Raw genomic sequence first — 23,080 nt, 5'->3', positions numbered from 1 at the left:
AGTATCCTATAAAATAATTCTAGGCCTTTCGATACGAGTTAAAGCAGTCGATTTGGATCCTTCCTCTTTTAATTTAAAACCCATAATTACGTTTCGCATAATCTCCACTTGTCTTTTGAGTGTTTCACTAGAAGCTGCAACTTCCTCTGCTGAGGCGGCAGTGGTTGATGTAACGGTAGTTACTTGGTCAATCCCTTGTGTGATTTGTAAAACAGCTGATTTTTGTTCGTTGATGGAGAGTGCTAAGTCTTTAGTTAGATTGCTGACATTATCTGCACTTTCTGAAATTTTTCCAAGCACTTCAGCAGTTTTTTCCGTTGCTTCATTTCCAAGTTTTACTTTTTTTAGCGAAGCTTCGATGAGGAGGGTTGTTTCGTCTGCAGCATTGGCACTTTTTTGAGCGAGGTTTCTCACTTCTTCTGCAACAACAGCAAATCCTTTTCCATGTTGGCCAGCACGTGCAGCTTCCACTGCTGCATTTAAAGCAAGTATGTTTGTTTGGAATGCAATGTCATTGATCACTTTATTGATCTTTGATATTTGTTCAAATGAATTGCTGATTTCGCCCATCGCTGAAACAAGGTCTTTCATCCGATTGTTCCCTTCTATCGCTTGTTTTGCTGTGGATTCTGAGAATTCTGTCATTTGTTCTGCATTATCAGCATTGGATAAAAAACTATTACTGATTTCTGTTAGAGTTGCAGAGATTTCTTCCACGGCACTTGCTTGTTCACTTGCGGCTTCTGAAAGGGAAGTACTTGCATCTGCTAATTGTTGTGCCCCTAAATCAACTTCTTGCGATGTGAAATAAAGTTTCTCTACAACCTCAGATAAATTGATTAACATTCTTTTTAAACTCAGGCCCAATTGGTCCCGTTCCGATTTTAAGGTTACATCGGAACTTAAATCAGAATTTGCAATTCGTTCCAAGTGTTCTGCTCTTTCCTTAATGAAGTCGACTAATTCCATAAAGGCTTGTGAAAGTTGTTGGATTTCATTTCCTTCTAAGTGTTTTGATTGGATCGTTTCTTTGTTTGATTCTAGATTTACATTTAAATCGCCAATTGAGATTAATTGGGCAATCGATACTATTTTTTTCATGGGCCTTGCAATTGCATCGGAAAAAAGAAAAGCGATTAAAAATACCAATACAAAGGAAACAATGACCACTACTGTTACAATCACCAAAGATTGTTGGAAATGTGCTTCTGATTTTTGGTATTCTTCCTTTGCGACCTTTAGTTGCACTCGGATCAAATCATCTAAATGGTGGGTGAGAGGTTCAAAAATTGGATACATATCAACAGAAACAAATTTTTCTATTTCTGCTTCATTCCTAGTTTCCAAAAGGATGCGCAATCGTTTGACCCCAGCTTTTAGTGGTGGGAACTCTTTTTCCATTTCATCGATGATTGCTTTTTCTTCCGGGACAAGATAAGTTCCTAAATAAACTTTCCATACTTCATCCGCTTTAGCTTCTGATTCTCGGATGGATTCGAGAGCTTCCTCCACTGACATTTTTTTCGCACGAACTTTGTTCGCAGCATCAACAATTCCAATGAGATAAGCATCTGAAACTTCTTTGATTTGGCTTATGGGCACAACCCTGTCTTCAAAAACTGTGTGTAAGGATGCTAAAATTTGATTGGCTGAATAAAAACTAGCGGAAGCAACCACGATCATTAAGAGAATCGTGATCATAAATGCCAGAAGGAGTTTTGCGCGAATTTTTAAATTTTGAATCCATTTCATAATTAGTCCCCAAGAGGTGGGGCAAAGTATGAATCGAAATATTAGATAGTCAAGCCTTTCCTAATATTCTTGATTAAAATTATAATACCCGAATCAGTTAGAATGATTTTGAATACCCGAAGCTAACATAAAATAAATGGATTGGTATCTTTTGTAACGTATACGATTCTCGTAAAAAAGTTTTGATGATCGAATCGTTTAGAGAATTCCCTGTAGAAATTTGGTCGATCGCATTTAGGATTGAGGTGTTGTACGCACCATTGATCCGTGATGGGTTGACCACTTTTCCATCTTCCGAACTCCGATTCCAATTCGCTTTGTCTGGATCCCCATTTGGGTATCCAAAGTAATTATTGGTATCGAAGAGATAAGGATTGGGTCGTAAAATATGGGCTCCTTTTAGAAAAAAATCTCCAAAAAAGAAGGAGATGGATGAGGTTATGTCTTGAATCCCATTTCGGTTGTCAATGGCATTATTACTCATGGCATAACCGAGGTTCCAATGAGGTTGGATGCGGAAAAAATCCCCTTCAAAAAACGTATATTGTGCAGATAAAGAAAGGTAATTTTTCCCTGCAAATAAACCACCATTCTCATTAGAATACTGAGTGTAATAAGAAATGGTAGGTTTTACAATTCGCACCCAAGGTAATTTCCATTGGAAAAAATATTCATGCCAAGTGAGCCTTGTTTGTGCATCGGGATTGTTGGCATTGAAAGTATTACTTGGACCACCAGAAACCACGCCGTTTTGTTTTTGTGTGGCTGGGGGAAGGAGTGAATTTGGAGTTTTTTGGAACGTATTATAAAACCATATTCCCACACTGAAGTCACCTAAAACACTTGGGTCAAAATGATACATCATGGAAAAAAACATCCCGTCCACACGTTTGTTACCATTGGGTTCTTTTTTGGGACCATAACCTTGGTTTGGTAGGAACGATTGGCAATTTAAGTTGGAAGGAGTCCCAGAAATCAATTGGCTTTGTACTGATTGTACGCAAAGGTCTTGGTTATAAGGATCAAAAGACTTTGATTCTTCCCCTAAATAAGAAGGGCCTACACCACCAGGACTTGATTGGAAAAGTCGTTTGTCTGAATCTTTATCACTTCGGTTTGTCAATTGGAAACTTCCAAATAACATCCATTCCATTTTTTTGTCTGGTGATAAAACTGTAATTGTCGGTTGTAATGCTGGTGCATACGTAAAACTTTGGTAGGACGATCCATTCCTACGGTTTTGGCCTTCCCCTGCAAATGAATTCCCTCTCCAAATAAAATCCGACACAATTTCGGTATGAGTATCAATTGTGATAGATTTTGAATCATCTGATTTTGTTTCAGATCTGACTTGGACTGGTAGAATCAAAAAGAAAAAGGTGATAAAAATAAATTCATAAAGTTTTCGCAAACAGATCTTGGAATAACTCACGAAATTTTCTACCTCCTTCTTTCTGAATAGGGTTGAGTAGAATTACTTCCTCTTCTCCTTTCGATTGGAAAATTACTTTATATTCTTTTTTCAAAATAAGCACATGAACATATTGCGCGAAGGCTTCTGCAAATGTATCATCTGCATTGGTGGCAGCATATAAGGACACAAACTGTGTGTTTGTCAATTTCTTGTATAAAAATTTTCCGTCAGGGAAAATGGGAGTCGTTGGATTTTTTTGATAAAATTTGATATTGGATCGTTCTGGGAAAAAACTACCTTCATATGGAGAGTATGTTTCAGATAACCATACTCCTTCAAAATATGGATATTTTCGAAAGTCACGTTTTGGTTCTGAGTAATCAGGTGCGTAACCTTTGACAATGGCAACAATATGACCTAATTCGTGTAATATGATAAATGAGAGAGCTGAATTTAAGGAATTAGTTGGATCCAATTGGATTTTAATGGAGTAAATCGGATCTTTTTTAAAAGTAGTATTTTCTCGATTGGTTGCCCAGTCATTTCCTCCCACATTCAACAAGTCTGCATCTAAGTAAATGATCCCTGCAACTGGGTTCCCATTTTTATCTCGCAAAATCCCTGTTAGTCCAGTTGAACCAAGATTTGATACAAAATAAATGCCAACTAACAACTCATTTGCCAATTTGTTTAAGGGACTAGGAAAGGAAGAATGGATTTCCGCGATACGTTTTTTCCATAAGCTCAAATCTTTGGTTCCAGTGGGAATATCTTCGATACCATCAATTTGATTGATTTCAACAAGAGTATTGAATCGTTTTGCATCCAGTGGATATATACGATCCTTCCATTCAGATTTTTGGTTAGGGATTGTATCGAATTGAAGTCCAGGGCTTGTTTTTGCCCAAGTGGCATATGTGTTCTCGGGTAAATTGAAATCTTTTGGGGAACATCCCAAAAAAAGAAATGATACGAAGGTTAAGAGAGAAGGAATTGATTTCATTTGCCGATGGTATTTCTATATGAAAGGATTTGTTGGTCTATGCTTTTTTTTGCCAGGAATCCTTTTCGCAGAAATAAATCCATGGAACCTAAGACCCAATGTGCGTATCTTAACTAGAAAAGAAGTTTCGCATATTGTTTTGGAAAAACGCCCCGATCATTTCCGAGTGACTTTACTTGTTTCGGAACGATTCCCTTACAATTATAAAGCAATGTCCCATCCCTTTTTTTTTCGGATGGAAGATGAGAAAAAAGCCATGGAACTTGCGAATCAAATGGACAAGTTTCTGGACACAGGAAAAAGTTTCACCATCACCTTGAATGGATCCGAAATCCAAACTTTGGTGTGGGGAGAACCCGATTGACTCGTTCGTTTTATATTTATTTTAAAGAAATTTTTCATAAACCAACCAAACAAGAATGGGACATTTTAAAATTAGCGGAACCTCGTTTTGATAAAGAATATACATATTCCGTTTTTTTAACTCATTTCATCGTTTATAGTTTACTCTTCGTTCCTCCTTTTGCCGAAATTCGAATGGAAATTCTTCCTTATTTACTTGGGGTTACTATCCTTCGATTTGTTTTGTTATTACAATTTTATACAAAATCCATATCGATTGAAAAGGTAATCTATTTTAGCGGGTTTGTTTCCGATGGACTTATCTATTTGGTATTTTTAAAAGGAATTGAAACTTTTCCCACACTCAGTCATTTTTATCTTTTAAATTCCTACCTCATGTCCTTCATCATTCCCATTTTGTTGTATAGTACACGTTTGAATCCTTGGGGGTGTATCTTAAGTGCAATTTATTTTACAGGATTCCATCTTTCGTATATTTTCCTTCTCCCGATTGAGATTGCTGAAAGATCTTCTTATTTCAGTCAATACTTCTTACTCTTAGTTTATTGGGGCAGTGCTCTTCTTGGAGTCATTTTTGTTTATAATAAACGCAAAGACACAACTGATATGTACAGTTTGTCCGAAGAAAAACGATTTATGTTACAAGAGTTAGAACTTGCAAAACGTGTACAAGATGCACTATTCCCAGGGAATATCAAAATCCCAAACTTAACGTTTACGTTTTATCGAAAAAGCCCAAATGTGATCGGTGGTGACTTTTTTGATTTTGTTCAACTCAGGGAAGGAAACGTAGGTGTGTTTCTTACCGATGTAGCTGGGCATGGAATTTCTTCTGCAATGGTTGCTTCCATCATGAAGGTTCTTGTGTCTACGATCCCATATCGTTTTAAAACGGCACCGGCACGTTTGATGGATTATTTAGATGACCGTCTTGCAAATGATCTGAATAAATACCATGCATCTGCAATTTATTTGTTTTTTGATTTTATCGAAAAAAAACTCACCATTGGAAATGCAGGCCATCCTTATTTGATTTTGGCAAAAAAAGGAGAGGATTTCCAGGAATTGGAAACTCAAGGCGCAATCCTTGGTTTTAATATAAAAGTCCCACCCATTTCTGAGAAAATACTTCCGATCACAAAAGGGGACAGGTTTTTTATCTATACAGATGGACTCATTGAATCCATGGACCATAATGGAAATTGTTTGGGTACTGAAGGGTTACTTGCTCTCCTCAATCGCCACAGGAATAGCGAAAACGTAAAAGAATTAGAGAACAATCTATTATATGAACTTAAAACCAAGTTCGGTTTAGATACTTTTTCAGATGACACCATGTTCCTCATATTGGAAGTAGAAGAATAAGGAGAAATCATTTGTCTTTTTTAGATATCCAAATCAAATCCAATTTTGCAATCGTCACCATCAAAAGACCAGAAGCCCTCAATGCCCTAAATGATGTTGTCATCACTGAAATCGGTGCTATGGTCGATACATTAGAAGCTAACTCTCAAGTGAGAGGTTTTATTCTTACTGGTGAAGGGAAAGCATTTGTCGCAGGTGCTGACATTGCCAAAATGAAAGAATTCAATGTCAAGGAAGGACAATTGTTTTCGGAACTCGGACAAACTGTATTCCGTAAAATGGAATTGTCAGGACTCATTTCGATTGCTGCCATCAATGGATTTTGTCTCGGTGGTGGAATGGAATTAGCAATGGCATGTGACATTCGTTATGCGTCAACAGTTGCGAAATTGGGTCTTCCCGAGGTTACCTTAGGATTGTTGCCTGGATTTGGTGGTTCCCAAAGATTACCTAGACTCATTGGTGTAGGTCGAGCAACGGAACTCATTTTATCTGGTGATATGATCTCATCAGAGGAAGGATTCAGATTAGGCTTAGTCAATAAAGTTTGTGATCCAGCCGAACTCCTAAACGAATCAGAAAAAACACTATCCACAATATTATCTCGAGGACCTAACGCGATCAAGGCGGCTAAAACTGCGATTCGCCAAGGTTTAGAAACAAATATGGATCGTGGACTTGAGTGGGAAAAGCAGTTGTTTGGTGGTCGATTCGCAGACAAAGAAACAAAAGAAGGTCTTTCCGCCTTCCTCGAAAAACGAAAACCAAATTTTTAAGGAATCCATTTATGATGACACGGTTCATTTTCCTTCTTTTTTTACTTCTTGGATTGGTTTGTAAACAAGCGGAGTCATTCCCTTCACAAACCAACACGCCAGAAGTAATGTTTGGAAGTGTTGCTGACCGTGTACTAAAATTGGAAATTGCAAATACTCCATCCACTCGTGCTACGGGACTTATGTACCGCACGAAACTGGGAGAAGATGAGGGGATGCTTTTTGTTTTCCCCAAACCTGATTACCTAAACTTTTGGATGAAAAATACCCTGATCCCATTATCCATTGGTTATTTTTCAGAAGATATGCGACTTTTAGAATCATTCGACATGAAACCGAACCAAACTGATGAGGTGTACAACGGAACAAAACCTGCTATGTATGCACTTGAAGTAAACCAAGGTTGGTTTGCGAAGCATAAAATTGGGAAAGATGCAGTGCTCACCCTAGAAAGGAAAGTTTCCGCAAAAGATTAAATTTTCTCTTTTTACTTGAATCTTCATTTCGAGACGTATACCATTTCGAATCATGGTAGTCAACAACCCTCGTCTCATCAATTTATTATCCGAAGAACAAAAAGCCGACCTGGCTTCGATGGAAAAACAATTTGCTCACCACTTAGAATATACCATTGGTAAAAATCGTTATAATTTAAAGAATGAAGATATTTATAAGGCGTTAGGTCATACCATTCGTGACTTCCTTATTGATCGACTTAATTTTACTCACGAACGTTACCGAGAACAAAACCCAAAAAAAGTTTTTTATTTTTCTCTAGAGTTTTTAATGGGACGAACTCTCATGAATGCTCTCATCAATCTTGGGTTATACGAAACAATTCAAGAAATGTTACGGGGGATTGGTTTTGAACTAACAGATGTTTTAGAATTTGAAACGGATGCTGGTTTAGGAAATGGGGGACTAGGTCGACTCGCAGCTTGTTTTTTAGATTCTATGGCAACCTTAAACGTACCTGGATTTGGTTATGGAATTCGATATGATTATGGGATTTTTAACCAAATCATTGCCAATGGTAGCCAATTAGAAATGCCCGACCACTGGGATGCAGATGGTGTTCCTTATGAAGTCGTTCGTTCTGATATTTCGTTTTCAGTTGGATTTTTTGGTCACACAGAAACACGGGTTTCAGGGAAGGGAAAAATCCAACATGATTGGGTACCAGATGAAACCGTTCTTGCTTCCGCTCATGATTATCCTATTCCTGGATTTAACACGAGTACGGTGAACTATCTTAGGCTTTGGGCAGCAAAATCATCAGAGGAATTCAACTTAGATTATTTTAACCACGGCGATTATATGAAAGCCGTACAAGACAAATCAATCTCTGAAAATATCTCTAAAGTATTATATCCAAATGACACCACCGAACAAGGGAAGGTGTTACGTCTCAAACAACAATACTTTATGGTGTGTGCTTCCTTACAGGACATCCTAATTCAATTTCGTGAATTCAAATACAATTTGAAGGAACTTCCAGATTTCATAGCCATCCAATTAAATGATACACATCCAAGCATTGGAATTGCAGAACTCATGCGCATTTTCTTAGACAATGAGGAAATGGATTGGGAACCTGCATGGGAGAATGTGACAAAAGTATTTTCTTATACAAATCACACTGTGTTACCAGAAGCCCTTGAGTCTTGGCGTGTAGAGTTATTTGAAAAATTATTACCAAGACACTTAGAAATTATTTATGAAATCAACCATCGATTTCTAACTGATGTTCGAAACAAAGGTGTTTTATCAGAATCTGAAATACAACAAGTAAGTATCATTGAGGAAGGTAGTGAAAAACGAGTGCGAATGGCAAACTTAGCGGTCATCGGTTCTTACCGTGTGAACGGAGTTGCCGCCTTACATTCTGATCTCATCCAAAAAACCATTTTCCAACCATTCACAAAGGTATTTCCAGAAAAATTTAATAACAAAACGAATGGAATCACACCAAGACGATGGTTGTTACAGTCGAACCCAAGTCTTGCGAATTTAATATCTAAAAAAATAGGGAATGAATTCACAACCAACTTATATAAGTTAAAGGATTTAGAAGCATTTGTGGATGATGCCGATTTCCAAAACGATTGGAAACAAGTAAAGTTTACTGCCAAAAATGAACTCGCAAGGATCATCAAAAGTGAAACAGGAATCACAATCGATCCACATTCACTCATTGATGTACAAATCAAACGTTTCCATGAATACAAACGCCAACTGTTAAATGTTTTACGAGTGATTGCACTTTACCGTAGGATCAAAGAAAATCCCAATTCAGAAATCACACCAAGAACTGTCATCTTTGGGGGCAAAGCCGCTCCAGGGTATTATATGGCAAAACTGATCATAAAACTCATCAATAATGTAGCTTGGGTTGTGAACCGCGATAAGGACGTGGCAGAACGATTGAAGGTAGTCTTTATTCCAAATTACCGCGTGAGCCTTGCAGAAAAAATTATACCTGGAAGTAATTTGTCAGAACAAATTTCAACTGCAGGAACAGAAGCATCAGGAACAAGTAACATGAAATTCATGTTAAATGGTGCATTGACCATCGGAACATTAGATGGTGCCAATGTTGAAATTTTGGAAGAAGTGGGACAGGAAAACATTTATATCTTCGGTCTCCATACAGAAGAAGTGTTTCGAATGAAAGAAGCAGGTTACAAACCATCCGACTTTATCCACCAGAATGAAGACTTACACCGAATTTTGCTTATGATCCGTGAGAATTTTTTCTCTTTGGGGGAACCAGGTGTTTTTGGTCCCATTTACGATAGTTTGTTTTATACAGACAATTATCTACTGATGGCTGATTTTCGGTCCTACGATGAAACACAAAACCGAGTGGCCCATGACTTTTTAGATGGTACCACTTGGACCAAAAAGTCCATTCTCAATGTGGCTAGGTCTGGCAAATTTTCTTCCGATCGGACTATCCGGGAGTATGCCAAGGACATTTGGAAAGTCCCGCTTCTTGACACAATTCCACCCCAAACTATCTATAAATTGCCACAAAACTGAATCGACAATATAGAACAAAAGGATTATCGTTCCAAGGGAAGGGTTTCAAATGAGTAAAGGTTATATTATATGTGTCGATGATGAAGTATCAGTGTTGGAGACGCTTGCGGAGCAACTACTGGCTCGGTTTGGAGAATCCCATATCATCGAGACAGCAAGTAGTGCAGAAGAAGCTCTTTCTCTCATTGATGAAATCATTGGTAGTAACGATATTGTAGAACTCATCGTTTCTGATCAGGTGATGCCAGGAATGAAAGGGGATCGATTTTTGGAACAGGTGCACCAACGCCTCCCTGATGCGATCAAAATCCTTCTCACAGGGCAAGCGGGACTTGATTCCGCAATTTATGCCATCAATAATGGGGGACTCAGTCGGTATGTCGAAAAACCTTGGAACATTGAAGAGTTATCCAAAGACATCAAAGACTTACTGGATAAGTTCCGTCAAAATTTGGAAAACCAACACCTCATCCAAGCCCTCAACCGAAGGATATTGGAGTTGGAAACAAACCAACCGAAATAAATTCCTCAGTTTTTTATTCATTGGAGTTCTCTCTCTTTCCCCTTTATTTGGAAAAGAGAAAGAACTTTCTTCTGAACAAATTTCCAAAAAAAAAGAAGTGCTTTCTAAAATGATTCGTTATGGTACGAGCCAAGAACGAAAACAAGCATTAGGTGAACTTGTACGTTTTCCGAAGGAAAATGCAGCTGAACTTTATGTTTTAGTTGGAGAACAACTCAAAACAGAAAAGGATATGGGAATGAAGATTGTCTTACTCAAAACAGTAGGCGATTTGAATCTAAAAGAAAACCATGAAACCATTATTTTACTCTTTGAAGATCCAAATGAAGATGTGAACAAACAAGCGGTAACTTCTGCAAAAAAAATGAAACTTGCAGAAGCAACAAACCCACTCTTAGAAAAAGTAAAAAAAGAAGATTTCACTAAAAATTCAAATTCTCTTAGTTTATACATCAGTTCTCTCGCCGAATTACCTGAGGGAAAAATTGCGGCACCATATTTGGAAACAAAATTTAGAGAGAAGTTTAATAATGCCGATATCCGCGGGCAAATTGCATTGTATTTTGGAACCGTTTTATACCAAGATGCGGAGTCTGCACTTCTCGAAGTAGCTTTTGACGATATCCAACCAACAACTCTCCGTTGTTATTCGATGAATACTTTGGGAAAACTTAAATCAGAAGCAGCAAAACCTAAGTTATATGAACTGCTAGATTCTCTTAAAAAAACCTCTGGAAAGTTGGATGCTAAAAAAGCACAATCACTCAAAATTTATGCTATTGGTGCCTTAGTAACTATGGGTGATAAAGAAGTTTTCCAAGAACTGAATGAATTTGCTCGTGATGATGATAGTATGGTAAGATTACGAGCCATTGAATTTATGGGAAATTTACGTGATCCCAAAGCTTTGGAATTATTGGAATACAAACGAGACCGCGACCCAAGTCCCAAGGTACAAAAAGCAGCAAAAAAAGCCATTGATATGATCAATGGAAAAGACAATTCCTCTGACGACGACAAAACCACTGAGGATAAACCAGAAGAAGAACCGAAATGAAATTCTTTTGGTCTACAAATTTTATCTATAAGGTTCTCTTACGATGGAATCAAATACGATATCAAAATATTTCAATTCAAACTAAGATGTTTTTTTCTCAGATGCATATCTTTGGATTCATTGGTTTTTTATTTCTATCCATTGGTCTTTTTGCGGAAACAGAATCCAAATACACAGGACCAATCTCTCGTTCCGAAAAACGAATCTTAGATGGTAAATTGGAATTCCAAAAAACGGGAGTTTTTCCTTTAGAATGGAAGTTGTATTTTAAAGGGAAACAAGGGGATTTTGTTGTATTTTATGATTTAAATGGAGATGAAATTCACTTTCGGTACCGTAGGAATAAGTTTGATTTGGACGCTGAATTTTTTGTCAAAGATTTGTTTATTGGCAATCCTTATTTAGTCAAAGGGGAATGGATCGGATACTATCATTATGCAGTAGATGAAAGAGGAAAGAGGTCATCATTACCCACTCCCAAAAAACTTCCTGGCGAAAAAAATGAATTCATCGACAAACAATCGATCCCTATTTTCCAATTACAAACTTACCAAGAAATCAGAACCGACGATTTGTTGTATTAGAGATCAAATAAATGTAAAAATTGAAAATTGATGAATAAAATAGGTGTGGGAGATGTTTTTTTCTCAGAATAACTGACGTTTAATGAAACAAATTGACTTACATATTTAATTTTGATGATTTCTTCTCTATCTGTTAAATTGATATTAAAATCGGATGCATACGTCCAGTTTTCAAACCAAGATCTTGTTTTTAAATTCCCTTCTCTAAAAATCGCACTTAGTTCCAATAAATGTCCAAATTGAATTGGGATTGCAATTTTTCCTTCCCATTGGCTTCCTAATTCTCGTCGTTCCATCCCAAAGGAATAAACGGTACGATCTTTTCTCCATTCATAGAATATGGCTCTTCCCGTTTCTTGGTATTGGTAGTTGCCAACTTCATTATATTGTCTATAACGATAGAGGACATTCCCAAACTGCGTAGCGATGATGGGTAAAAAACCAGAACCACCACTTTCATAACGATGACCTTCCTGCGAGGATAAAATCTCTCCCCCTAAAATGTTTTGATAACTACCTCTCATATAACCTAAAGTTTGTGGGATTTCTGGGCGAATGTCTCCAGTGGCGACATTGCCATACAGAAGTGGTGAGTCTCTGTAAACGGTAACATCAACTAAAAATTTTGAGTCTAGAAATTCTGATTTTGAATAGTAAAAACCAACAGACTCTTTGTGGTTTAAAATTGATTCTGATTGGATTCTATGTTTCCCAAATTGTTGTAATTGTAAGGTATCATTGATAAAAAAACTGGATTTATTTTCACCTGGTGACCAAACTCCCGAATAGGATTTGTTTGGTGATGAAAAGTATATGCCAGGGAAGACCGAAAACCCTGGTGCATAATATACCCCGTAATCAGCAATCTTCCCAAATAGGGAATTTTGGGTTCCGAAAAAATGAGAACTTTGAATAGGTTGGGGCAGTGGTGAATTGGGTCTATCCATTTGAGAATAAAAATTGGGATCTTTGGCAAAGTAAAACTGAGGGATTGGTTTATACCGATTACCAGATGTTATGTGGAAAGAATTGTATTTTAAATGAATGCCGTATAAAAAATTTTCATCACGTTTTTCAAAGGAAAATCGTTGGCCTTTTTGGGTTCCCCCAAAGGCAAAGGCGGAATGGTTTTTTTCTTCTCTCGGAAGGTATTGGACATCCAAGTTTTGGTACCCAAGTCCTAAAAACAAATGGTCTTCTAAAAATGGATCCTTGGTAGGAATGTCTGTTTGGGGTTTGTTTTCGGTAATGCCATGATTCCCGATTTTCTTTTTGTCATGGGGGATGTTTGGTTTTGTTTCCCGGTTTGGAGGGGGGTAACTCAAGTTCTCGACTTTCCATAATTTGGAGACAAGTGCCGCATCCTTACCTTGCAGGGAACGTTTCCATTGGAAAAACTCTGTCCGTGGGGCCTTTACCTTCTGTTGCCAGAGGGCCACTAATTTTGGAGAGAATCCAACACGCAGTAAACTGGCTACAGATACGTCTTTTGGTGATTTCTCGCCAGCAAACAATGACTGTACGAAGATAAACCACAAAAAAAGCGCGATTTTCTGCCAATCCACCAGGATTGGGGTTCAATTTTGTTCTTTTTTTCCCTCATTCCGTTTGCTTTTTTCTGAAAAAGGGACATATTCTAGAGAACGATGAAAAAAAAATCCATCTAGGGCGGGTTTTGTCCCAGAGGAATGCTAAATTGTTAATACAAACCGATAAAAACGTGAAAAAAATATTGACTTAACTTCTCATATGTTAAGTAGTGTAAACAAGCGTTTAGTATATTATTGGTATTATTTTTTAGTTTTATGTCGTCTAACATGATGACGGGGAGGAAAAACCTATGATCGTTCGATCCATCCAACAACCCGCTTACAACCGCCATAAGGATTCTGGGCTCGCTGGCCAAGGTCCTAAAAAGGGATTTGCCCAAAACCAATCCGGAAAAACCTTCGAAGAGTACCTCATGGAAGCGTTCCAAGGAGAGGTGGTCCAAAAAGGGAATTGGGTATCCCCCAATCTTTCTGACTTAGGGCAAAAGAACTTAAGGAAGATGTAAGGACCAATGCCCTGGTTTCTGGTCTAGAATCAGTGACTGGGGGCCGACAATCAAAGTATGGAGAAACTATCCATACTTTGGGCACTCGTTCGGCGTGACTATGCTCTGCAATATGCAGGTTCCTTTTTGGGAATTTCCTGGATGTTTTTGCAGAATTTAGTACTGATCAGTTTGTACGCTCTTGTCTTTTTAGTCCTGAATCTTAGAAACCCATCCACCCAAGAAGATTTCACTGCTTATTTACTCACTGGACTATTGTATTGGATTCCCATCCAAGAATTACTCGTCCGAGGCACAGGTATCCTCACTGACAATCGTTCCTTACTCAAACGTTCAAGTCTTGGCATTGATCTTTTTTTATGGATTCCTTTTGTTCAGTTTCTCATTCATAGTTTTATCACTTCCATTCCGGTGTTCCTTTACTTAGGGTATTCTGGAACATTAAATCTAACGGGAATCTTTTTTGGTTATACAGTCCTTGTTCTGTCTGGACTGTATTTGATGTTACTTTTACATTATCTTTCTCGACTCAATATTCTCTTAAGGGATATCTCACCTTTAATTCGTTTGGTGAGCCAATTGGTATTTTGGGGGATTCCTGTTTTGTATTACCCAACAGGGTATCTTAAACAATGGAATGAATGGAATCCATTCACTATCCCATTGGATGTATTTCGCACAACTGTGATTAGTGGGTTCCAGTCTCAGTTTGAGTGGTTACACATAATGCCATTTTTACTTTTCTTTTTTCTTGTTTATTTACTCGCCAAACGGAAATTCCAATCCGTGATTTTGGATCATCTTTAAGTTCAAATGAATTCAGTTTTGATTGAAAATCTTTCCAAGGATTATCATGGGTTTTCCAAACCTTGGAAACGGATCCTTGCTGGACTTAGTTTTGGTTACTTAGGGATTGACTCAAAATTTACGGCAATTGATTCATTGAACTTAAAAGTAAGTCCAGGAGAAATACTTGGCATCATTGGAAGGAATGGAGCCGGTAAATCGACTCTTTTAAAGTTAATCACTGGTGTGATCCAAAAAGATAAAGGCAATTTACAAGTGAATGGTTCTGTTCGTGCCTTACTTGAATTAAGTGTTGGATTTAACCCTGAATTGTCAGGTGAAGAAAATGTATTTTTCAATGGTCTTGTGTGGGGATACAAACCAAAAGAAATCAGATCATTATCTGATGATATATTCGCATTTGCGGAACTGGAAGAGTTTCGTTACACTCCTTTAAAAAACTATAGCTCTGGTATGGCAATGAGACTTGGTTTTAGTTTGGCCACGGCAAAAAGACCAGACATCCTCATCGTCGATGAAGCCTTGGCTGTGGGAGATGCAAGTTTCCAACAAAAATGTCTGAAACGAATTCGTGAATTTTCTGAATTAGGAACCTCTATACTTGTGGTGAGTCATGATTTAGGATTGGTTTCTTATTTTTGTACACGTGCCCTTTTATTAGATAAAGGCAAACTTCTTTATGAAGGAAATCCTAAAGAAACAATTGAACAATATATGCATGTGTTAGCTGGTGAGACAAGTCCACCGGATTCCTATTCCTCCAAGTCCATTCAAAATTTAAATGTCAGCATTCAAAATCAGAATGATGTTTCTTCAAATGTATTTTTTATAGGAGCACAGGTTCGCTTAAAACTAGTATTCCAATCCGATACATTCATAGAGGATGTCACCGTTGGTTTTCATATCGATAATGAAAAAGGGATTCGTATCTTTGGAACAAATACGCATCACTTAGGTGATGGCAATCGGAGTTTCAAAAAGGGCAAAGAATACCTGGTAGAGTTTGAATTCCCAATTCAGTTTTCCCAAGGAAAGTATACGATTGGGGTTTCAATCCATAAGGGTGAATCCCATATTGAAGGGAGTTATTTCTGGCGGGAATCCATCTTAGATTTTGAAGTAGAATCAGGGAAAATTGAAAAATTCGTAGGAATTTGTCATATCCCAACACAATTTCACATCCGAGAAGAGTAGGTTCTTCTATTTAGAAAAACAGTTTCCTTTTTGGTCCAAATAGAAATTCTGGAAATCCTATGAAAGTTTGCGTAGTCGGAACCGGATATGTGGGTCTCGTTGCAGGTACCTGTTTTGCTGAATATGGCAATGATGTGATTTGTATTGATAAAGATGAAAAAAAGATCAGTGATTTAAAAACAGGGATCATACCGATTTATGAACCAGGTTTGTCAGAACTGGTAGAACGTAATTATAAAGAAGGCAGACTTAAATTTTCCACATCGTTAAAGGATGGAGTTGAGTCTTCTGAATTCGTATTCATTGCCGTTGGAACTCCAACATCCAATAACGGTTCTGCCGATTTACGATTTGTTTTCGCTGTAGCAGAAGAAGTTGGTAAAACAATGAATGGACACAAAATCATTGTTGATAAATCAACTGTTCCCGTTGGAACTGCAGACAAAGTAAAAGAAATTGTTGCCAAAAACACAAAACACTCGTTTGATGTCGTTTCAAATCCTGAATTTTTAAAAGAAGGGGCTGCAATTGAAGATTTTATGCGTCCTGAGCGAGTGGTGATTGGTGCTGAATCAGACCACGCTGCTAAAAAAATGAGTGAGTTATACTCTCCATTTGTATTGAATGGAAACCCAATTATCACCATGAGCATACGCTCTGCGGAACTCACAAAGTATGCTTGTAACGCTTTCCTTGCGACAAAAATTTCCTTTGTAAATGAGATCGCCAATTTGTGTGATGCGTTAGGTGCCAATTATGATGATGTTCGGAAAGGTATGGGAACAGATTCAAGAATTGGACGACAATTCTTATATGCGGGTATTGGTTATGGTGGATCTTGTTTCCCAAAAGATGTGAGAGCACTTCTTAGGACAGCAGAAGAAGTCAATGCACCAATGCACATCATCCAATCCGTAGAAGATGTGAATGAAAAACAAAAAACAAGACTTACTGATAAAATTTTCCAACACTTCAAAGCAACTGATATGAAGGGGAAAACATTTGGTATTTGGGGCCTATCGTTTAAACCAGGAACCGATGATATGCGAGAAGCTCCATCAATTCCACTAATCTATGAACTCCATAAAAACGGTGCCAAAATCCAAGTATTTGATCCAGCTGCTATGGAGACTTCAAAGTATTATTTTGATGGCAAAGTAGAATATAAAGAAGATGCATATTCTACTTTAGAAGGTGCAGATGCTATGTTATTATTAACAGAGTGGCGAGAATTCAGGGAACCAGATTTTGCAAAGATTAAATCCTTGTTAAAGGCTCCCCTTATCTTTGATGGAAGAAATCAATATAAACCTACACTTATGCAAGAATTAGGTTTTACATATTATTCCATTGGGAATCGTTAATTAGATTTTAGGCAAACCATTGTTTGCCTAAGTGATTTCTAAATTAAAAACCCTTTTCTATTTGCAGGAGAGTTTCTTTACAAATTGTTTTGTCTGACTCCGAGACTAACTTCGGTTGGATCTCGGTAAGAATGGATTTTGCAAGTTTTAAGTCTCCCGTTTCTTTTAAACTAATCCCATAATACAATTTTGCGGTTGTGATTCGTTTGGAATTTGGATAGTTTTTGATGAATTCTTTCCAAGAAGATACAGCACCATCTTTTGGTCCATTGACAGATCGAATCAAATTTAAATTAAAGTGAGAGTTCTCTTTTACAATGGGAATGTTTTTTGATTTTTGAATGGAAGCTAGAAATTGTTCTTCTGCTTTTTCATATTCCTTGTTTTGAAAGTACAACAAACCTAAACGAAAGTTTAAATGAGGGTTCTCTTTTTCTTTTCTAATTTCAGTTTTTAAAAAAGATTCTAAGTTTGGTTCTTGTAAAATCCTTTTGGAAAGGGATACAATATCTTCCTTGGTTGCAAGGCCTACGATCTTTGTGACAAAATTTCCATCCCCATCTAAGAACAAAATCGTAGGATAACCTTCTACATTGTATTTTTTACGGAGGTTGGGGAATTCTTCCCCGTCGAGTCGTACTCGAACAAACTGGTCTAAGATGCGACTCACTTCTGGGTCTGGGAAAATTTCTTTTTCCAAAACCATACAATACGTACACCAATCTGCAAATACATCAACGATAATGAATTTATTTTCCTGTTTGGCGGTTTCAAATCCCTTTTGAATGGAATTGCCCCAACTTGACTCAGCAGATAAACTCGAGCAAAAAATGAAGGAAAAAACGAGAGTGGTAAAACGTAACATCCTTTCTCATTCTAGCTGATTTCGGAGATTACCAACAACCAATTTTCGCTTTTTCGAAATAGAATGGGCAGTTTCCATGGTAGTTAGAAGGCAAACGAAATGGAATTTTTATTAAAATTGGAAGATTTACTCCGCAAACGAAAAGAAGAATTACCTGAAAAATCTTACACAGCTGAATTATTTCGAGACGGTGTTGATCGTATCCTTAAAAAAATAGGTGAGGAAGCGGGTGAAGTCATCATTGCCGCTAAAAATCCAAACGAAAAAGAACTCATTCACGAAATTGCAGATTTGGTTTTCCATTTAGAAGTATTGATGGTGGAAAAAGGGATTAGCTTATCGACTATCGCAAAAGAATTAGAAAAAAGACACAGTTAACAGTAGTAGTTTCCTCTCGCGAAACGAAATGAAAGTTTTTTTCACTTTATTTTTACCTCTTACTTGGTTGTATCAGTTTCTCTTTTGGTTGTCACAAGGGAGAAAAAAAACTACCGTTTTGCCAAATGCCTTAGTGATCAGTGTTGGAAACATCACGGTAGGTGGTACTGGGAAAACTCCTTTTGTTCAATATTTAGTCCAATACTTCCAGAAAACTAACAAAGAGTATGCGATTACGATCCTATCTCGTGGATACAAAGCAAAATTGTCAAAAGAAGGTGCAATCCTTACTGATGGCAATTTTCCAAATCTATTTGGAGATGAACCTAGCGAACACAAAGAACGATTTCCTAGTGTTCAAGTTATGATTGGGCAGAATCGAATTGATAGTTTTCTCAAATACAATCAAATTCAGTCCAAACAACATATTGTGATTTTGGATGATGGATTCCAACACAACCAAATTCATAGAGATTTTGACATTGTACTACTCGACAATAATGCTCCATTTGGAAATGGTTTTACGATCCCACTTGGGTATTTACGAGAACCAATTTCGCATTTAAAACGTGCAAACGTCATTGTATTTACAAAAATTACGGAAACAAATCAAAAAGAATTCGAGAAAGGAAAAGTAACACTCGGCCGATTAGGAATTCAATTGCCTACCTTTGGTTCTTCCTTCCGAGCAGATGCCTATCAAATTAATTTAGATACATTCGAACAAACATTGGTTCCTAAAAATTCACGAGAGCAAGAAGTCAGGCCTAACTATAGTTATTTTTTGTTTACTGGTGTTGGGAATCCAATTCATGTTTTGGAAACAACGATCTCTACCTTAAATACAAATCAAATCCAATCTCGATTTTTCCCTGACCATTATGAATTTGAAGAAACGGTATTACTTGCTTTACTGGATGCTAAAGATGAAAAAACGATTTTTGTGACAACGGAAAAAGATTGGGTAAAGGTAAGAACACAAAATAAATTTATCGAAGAATTAAAACGTCACAAAATACAACTTTTTGTCATCCGAGTTGATGTGGTGTTACATGAACAATCTGTTTTTGAGTCTATGTTAGCTCATCTCGTTTCCACTTACGAAGTAAAAAACGGTCTGGTTTCAAAGCCTTCTTAATCGTGTCAGAAATCTCTAACTTCTGAGAGAGAAGATCACACACTAAAATTTCTGCTGCGAGTAGTGCATGTGTTAACCCACGAGATCCGAGCCCATTCAGAATCCCAACTGTTTCATAATAGGGAATTTGAAAGGTTTTCGCATTTTTTCGGAATAAATTTTGGTATTTTACGGATGTATCTAAAAGTGAATGATTGGGCAGTTTGCCGACAACTGGGTGTCTGTCCTGGGACTGAGTTCTAAAACTCACCCGAGTGCCAAAATTTTGGATTTCGATTTCTTTCCAATTGGGAAGTAGGTTTGGAAGTTTTGTTTGTAAGCCATTCCATAAATCGAATGTTTCTTTTTGCCTCGTCTCTTCTTCCAAATGAAATTCATCAAAACTGGCACCAAGTACTCGTTCGCCGCCAATTTCGGCAGTTAAATAATCACCATACAAAATGGAAAATTGGTTTTGGAAAATGGAGGATGGGATTCGTACAATTTGCCCACGTACTTGTTTCATGGGAATCCATTGGAGTTTTGGATCCATTACAAATTGGTATCCTTGTGCTAAGAATAAATAATCAACATATAAGATTTCCTTTTCTGTATGACAAATTAGATTTCCATTTTCCTCATTCACTTCCCAAGAAATGAGTTTTGAATTATAGTGTTCCATAGGATTTGCAATTCGAATGAGTTCTTTTGTGAGAAAAACAGGAGAAACCGCTTTCCCTTTTGGAAATAGTAGTGCATCAAGATTTGAATTTGGTTCTTTCGAAAGACATGCCAACGTTTCTGGAATGTGATGGGAATGTAGCGAGTGCGAATAACGGTCATATGCTGAAGTGGAATCGAGTAAAAAATGGATTCCATCCACATGTGGTACTCGTTTCCCTAAATCCAAAGATTCCCAAAGTTCTAAAAAATACTGATATGCGAGTAGAGAGAATTCAGACTCAAGCGTTTTGTGTTTGGTGAGAAAAGGATACACAACTCCGATTGGATTGCCACTTGCTTTTTCGGCAGCACTGGATTCTTGTTCTAATAAAATTGTTTTGATGTTTTGTTTGGAAAGCGCATAACATACGCTCGCACCAGCAATTCCTGCACCCACCACCAATGCTGTTTTGGATTGAGATGGGTTCATGAGGATTAGCGTAAAACTCCTGTTAACATTTCTCTTTTTTTCCCAAATCCTTTTTGTTTTTGGATATGAAACCCCAATCCTTCCAAATTCCTGCGGATGAACCCAGCTGCTGTGAAAGTAGCAAATCGAGTTCCCGTTTTAGAATGGTTACGCAATTTTGATAATGTACCCTCGGACCACATCTTTGGATTTTTACTTGGTGAAAATCCATCCAAATACCAAAAATCGATGATTGGAAACTCATCTAAACATACACCCACATCACCAAAGAACAAATGGACGTGAAACTTTGCTTTTCCCTTTGGGTGAAAGAATTGTGTTTTCCATTCCCTCTCATTTGGGTTCATTTCCCATTTTTGGAATTGTTCCTCATAGGAATTGAGTAATGTTTCTGTCCATAAAGGTTTGTCGGGAAAGGAATGATTGAGTGTGAGTAAGGTTTCTTTCGGTAAAGGGAATCCTTCTAAACTGAAATACTCTAGTGAAGGTGGGTTCTCTGCACCTAACCATAGATCTAAGGTCACAAATAAATTGAGTCCCGTGCCAAACCCTAATTCTCCAATGGATACAACTTCGATTTCGGATAATACATTTGGGATTTGGTTCCCTTCCACAAACACGTAACGGGATTCATCCCATCCACCTTCTTTAGAAAAGTAAACATCATCGAACGAAAGAGATACGGGAACTCCATCCTTCATTTCAATTCCGACTTTTTCATTGTTTGGGTCCATCTTAGGTTTCTATTTATTGCCAGAATGAGGGAACAAAACGGGAAGGGAAACGGAATCTGAAATGGTAACTTGGAAATGGGCAAAAACGGATCTGAATTAGTCAATTTTATTATGTCTCATAAAAAAGACTTTCCAAATTGAGGGTACAATTCATATTTTTCCCAGGTTTGGGGGAGATTCTATGGATTTTGTGAAAATCCGAGGCAAAGACTTACAAGACTGCATCATGCAGATGAAAATGAAATATGGTCCTGAGGCCCATTTGTATGACCAACGAGTGATTACAGAAGGTGGACTCTTTGGAACGGGTCTTATGGCACAACGGATGTATGAAATTGATGTGGGTGTCCCTGAAAAACAAAATTCGAAAGAACGAATCGAACGTAAACTCAAAGACCTCAAAGAACTCATCAAACAAAAACAGAGAACAGAATCCCTCCCTGTATCTGGACTTGTGGGAGTTGGTGTCGGTTCTTCTTCGCAAAACACAAACCTATCTTACAACAATCGTAAAAAAAATATAGAATCCGTTCGGCCTTTTTCAGAACGCAAACGAAGACAAGAACAACCCGTTTATGAAATCGAATCGTATGAAGAAAGACCTGTTGGTTTGTCTTTAGCAGAAGCTAAGGAATCCTTACTCGAACCAAAAACGGAAACAGTTCCCCAAACAAAGGAAAGACATCCCCATATCCAAAAGCTCGTCGATCGTCTGTTACGTGAAGGATTTTCTGAATCTTATTTAGATGAAATGGCTGTCACTTTGACTTCTCGTCTTTCGGCAGTGGACCTAAGTCGTTATGCGAATGTCACAGACAAAGCAGTGACTTATTTAGAAGAAAGGATCCAAGTGGATTCGGATCTTTTTAGCGGAACCACTCGTGGCAAACGGAAGGTTGTCTTCTTTGTAGGTCCTACTGGTTCAGGAAAAACGACTTCCATAGCAAAGTTAGCTGCTAAGTACAGTTTGCACATGGGGAAAAAAGTTTCTCTGTATACAACAGATAATTACCGCATAGCGGCCATTGACCAATTGAAGTTTTATGCTGATGCCATGGGCCTTCCGTTTTATGCGGCTAAAGACTTACGCAAATGGAAAGAAGCCATCCTTCGAGATGGATCCGAACTCATCTTAGTGGATACAGCTGGATACTCCCACCGTAAATCGGAAAACCTGGAAAAACTTCAGGAATTCTACCAAGTTTTTGGGGAAAAGGATCAGATTGAAACCATCTTGGTACTTTCTTCTACGGTTTCCAAAGACAATGCCCTTGCGGTAACAAACGCGTATGAGTCGGTTGGTTATAAAAGAATTTTATTAACCAAGCTCGATGAAGCAGAATTTTTAGGTTCTGTAGTAGAATTAGCCGATACTATTCACAGGGAATTCGCATTCTTAAGTGTTGGCCAGGATGTTCCATTTGATATCCTAAATGCCACCAAAAAAATCCTTGCCGAATGTGTAATTTTTCCTGAAAAATTGAAAGGGATAGCGGGCGAAGTCTTCGAGAAGACTGTGTAAGGTGCGCATCG

The 23,080-nt window shown here is 37.7% G+C and carries 22 protein-coding genes; 15 read left to right on the top strand and 7 right to left on the bottom strand.

The window, feature by feature from the left end; translation table 11 throughout:
* Window positions 1-6: 6 nt before the first annotated feature.
* From DI076_RS09300 to DI076_RS09290, 3 genes are all read right to left on the bottom strand, one after another.
* On the bottom strand, window positions 7-1,752 hold the full coding sequence (locus DI076_RS09300; RefSeq protein WP_108959655.1) for a HAMP domain-containing methyl-accepting chemotaxis protein: 1,746 nt from the start codon (window positions 1,750-1,752) through the stop codon (window positions 7-9).
* A 97-nt stretch (window positions 1,753-1,849) separates the two neighbouring features.
* Window positions 1,850-3,121, bottom strand: coding sequence for a hypothetical protein (locus DI076_RS09295; protein ID WP_439957311.1), 1,272 nt, complete (start codon window positions 3,119-3,121; stop codon window positions 1,850-1,852).
* A gap of 25 nt (window positions 3,122-3,146) precedes the next feature.
* Entirely contained in the window at window positions 3,147-4,169 is a 1,023-nt protein-coding gene (locus DI076_RS09290) for a hypothetical protein (RefSeq protein WP_108959653.1), read from the bottom strand.
* Between the two features lie 19 nt (window positions 4,170-4,188).
* Here DI076_RS09290 and DI076_RS09285 point away from each other — a divergent pair, with 19 nt between their 5' ends.
* The 8 genes from DI076_RS09285 (at window position 4,189) to DI076_RS09250 (ending at window position 11,879) form a co-directional block, all read left to right on the top strand.
* The gene (locus tag DI076_RS09285; RefSeq protein ID WP_100716376.1) at window positions 4,189-4,533 is read left to right on the top strand and encodes a hypothetical protein; all 345 of its coding nucleotides are present in this window, start codon (window positions 4,189-4,191) and stop codon (window positions 4,531-4,533) included.
* Entirely contained in the window at window positions 4,530-5,897 is a 1,368-nt protein-coding gene (locus tag DI076_RS09280) for a PP2C family protein-serine/threonine phosphatase (protein WP_108959652.1), read from the top strand. The genes DI076_RS09285 and DI076_RS09280 overlap by 4 nt, the downstream gene beginning before the upstream one ends.
* An 11-nt stretch (window positions 5,898-5,908) precedes the next feature.
* The gene (locus DI076_RS09275; RefSeq protein ID WP_108959651.1) at window positions 5,909-6,673 is read left to right on the top strand and encodes an enoyl-CoA hydratase-related protein; all 765 of its coding nucleotides are present in this window, start codon (window positions 5,909-5,911) and stop codon (window positions 6,671-6,673) included.
* Between the two features lie 11 nt (window positions 6,674-6,684).
* The gene (locus DI076_RS09270) at window positions 6,685-7,149 is read left to right on the top strand and encodes a DUF192 domain-containing protein (protein WP_108959650.1); all 465 of its coding nucleotides are present in this window, start codon (window positions 6,685-6,687) and stop codon (window positions 7,147-7,149) included.
* A 52-nt stretch (window positions 7,150-7,201) separates the two neighbouring features.
* Window positions 7,202-9,715, top strand: a complete 2,514-nt coding sequence (locus DI076_RS09265) for a glycogen/starch/alpha-glucan phosphorylase (protein WP_108959649.1) — start codon at window positions 7,202-7,204, stop codon at window positions 9,713-9,715.
* Window positions 9,716-9,764: 49 nt separating this feature from the next.
* Entirely contained in the window at window positions 9,765-10,238 is a 474-nt protein-coding gene (locus DI076_RS09260; RefSeq protein WP_108959648.1) for a response regulator, read from the top strand.
* A 109-nt stretch (window positions 10,239-10,347) separates the two neighbouring features.
* Window positions 10,348-11,295 (top strand): HEAT repeat domain-containing protein, encoded by a 948-nt coding sequence (locus tag DI076_RS09255; protein ID WP_108959647.1) that lies wholly within the window; start codon window positions 10,348-10,350, stop codon window positions 11,293-11,295.
* A gap of 101 nt (window positions 11,296-11,396) precedes the next feature.
* Window positions 11,397-11,879 (top strand): LIC_11959 family protein, encoded by a 483-nt coding sequence (locus tag DI076_RS09250; RefSeq protein WP_439957310.1) that lies wholly within the window; start codon window positions 11,397-11,399, stop codon window positions 11,877-11,879.
* Here the strand turns inward: DI076_RS09250 and DI076_RS09245 are convergent.
* Window positions 11,876-13,417, bottom strand: coding sequence for a hypothetical protein (locus DI076_RS09245; protein WP_174705046.1), 1,542 nt, complete (start codon window positions 13,415-13,417; stop codon window positions 11,876-11,878). The two genes, DI076_RS09250 and DI076_RS09245, sit on opposite strands and share 4 nt — an antisense overlap.
* 302 nt (window positions 13,418-13,719) lie before the next feature.
* Here DI076_RS09245 and DI076_RS09240 point away from each other — a divergent pair, with 302 nt between their 5' ends.
* From DI076_RS09240 to DI076_RS09225, 4 genes are read left to right on the top strand one after another with little or no spacing between them, the layout of a single operon-like run.
* On the top strand, window positions 13,720-13,935 hold the full coding sequence (locus DI076_RS09240; protein WP_100716383.1) for an LIC12298 family protein: 216 nt from the start codon (window positions 13,720-13,722) through the stop codon (window positions 13,933-13,935).
* Window positions 13,936-13,992: 57 nt separating this feature from the next.
* Window positions 13,993-14,742, top strand: a complete 750-nt coding sequence (locus DI076_RS09235) for an ABC transporter permease (protein ID WP_108959645.1) — start codon at window positions 13,993-13,995, stop codon at window positions 14,740-14,742.
* Between the two features lie 6 nt (window positions 14,743-14,748).
* The gene (locus DI076_RS09230) at window positions 14,749-15,936 is read left to right on the top strand and encodes an ABC transporter ATP-binding protein (RefSeq protein WP_108959644.1); all 1,188 of its coding nucleotides are present in this window, start codon (window positions 14,749-14,751) and stop codon (window positions 15,934-15,936) included.
* A gap of 59 nt (window positions 15,937-15,995) precedes the next feature.
* Window positions 15,996-17,300, top strand: a complete 1,305-nt coding sequence (locus DI076_RS09225; RefSeq protein ID WP_108959643.1) for a UDP-glucose dehydrogenase family protein — start codon at window positions 15,996-15,998, stop codon at window positions 17,298-17,300.
* Window positions 17,301-17,343: 43 nt separating this feature from the next.
* Here DI076_RS09225 and DI076_RS09220 read toward each other — a convergent pair whose 3' ends face one another.
* Window positions 17,344-18,165: a thioredoxin fold domain-containing protein gene (locus DI076_RS09220; protein WP_108959642.1), complete on the bottom strand. Its 822-nt coding sequence runs from the start codon at window positions 18,163-18,165 to the stop codon at window positions 17,344-17,346.
* Window positions 18,166-18,264: 99 nt separating this feature from the next.
* Between DI076_RS09220 and hisE the strand changes: the two genes are divergently transcribed.
* Window positions 18,265-18,543, top strand: coding sequence for a phosphoribosyl-ATP diphosphatase (hisE, locus tag DI076_RS09215; RefSeq protein WP_015678552.1), 279 nt, complete (start codon window positions 18,265-18,267; stop codon window positions 18,541-18,543).
* Window positions 18,544-18,571: 28 nt separating this feature from the next.
* On the top strand, window positions 18,572-19,681 hold the full coding sequence (lpxK, locus tag DI076_RS09210) for a tetraacyldisaccharide 4'-kinase (RefSeq protein ID WP_108959641.1): 1,110 nt from the start codon (window positions 18,572-18,574) through the stop codon (window positions 19,679-19,681).
* On the opposite strand, the gene mnmC1 is transcribed toward lpxK, so the two are convergent.
* Window positions 19,617-20,813, bottom strand: a complete 1,197-nt coding sequence (gene mnmC1 / locus DI076_RS09205; RefSeq protein ID WP_108959640.1) for an FAD-dependent 5-carboxymethylaminomethyl-2-thiouridine(34) oxidoreductase MnmC1 — start codon at window positions 20,811-20,813, stop codon at window positions 19,617-19,619. The genes lpxK and mnmC1 overlap by 65 nt on opposite strands.
* Window positions 20,814-20,818: 5 nt before the next feature.
* Window positions 20,819-21,547: a tRNA (5-methylaminomethyl-2-thiouridine)(34)-methyltransferase MnmC2 gene (mnmC2, locus tag DI076_RS09200; protein ID WP_108959639.1), complete on the bottom strand. Its 729-nt coding sequence runs from the start codon at window positions 21,545-21,547 to the stop codon at window positions 20,819-20,821.
* A gap of 181 nt (window positions 21,548-21,728) precedes the next feature.
* On the opposite strand from mnmC2, the gene flhF reads away from it, so the two are divergent.
* Window positions 21,729-23,069, top strand: a complete 1,341-nt coding sequence (flhF, locus tag DI076_RS09195) for a flagellar biosynthesis GTPase FlhF (protein WP_108959638.1) — start codon at window positions 21,729-21,731, stop codon at window positions 23,067-23,069.
* Window positions 23,070-23,080 lie beyond the last annotated feature (11 nt).

Origin of the sequence: Leptospira ellinghausenii, assembly GCF_003114815.1 — a bacterium.
Taxonomy (GTDB): domain Bacteria; phylum Spirochaetota; class Leptospiria; order Leptospirales; family Leptospiraceae; genus Leptospira_A; species Leptospira_A ellinghausenii.
Note: the sequence above shows the minus strand (reverse complement) of the source record. Positions and strands in the feature narration are given on the sequence as shown.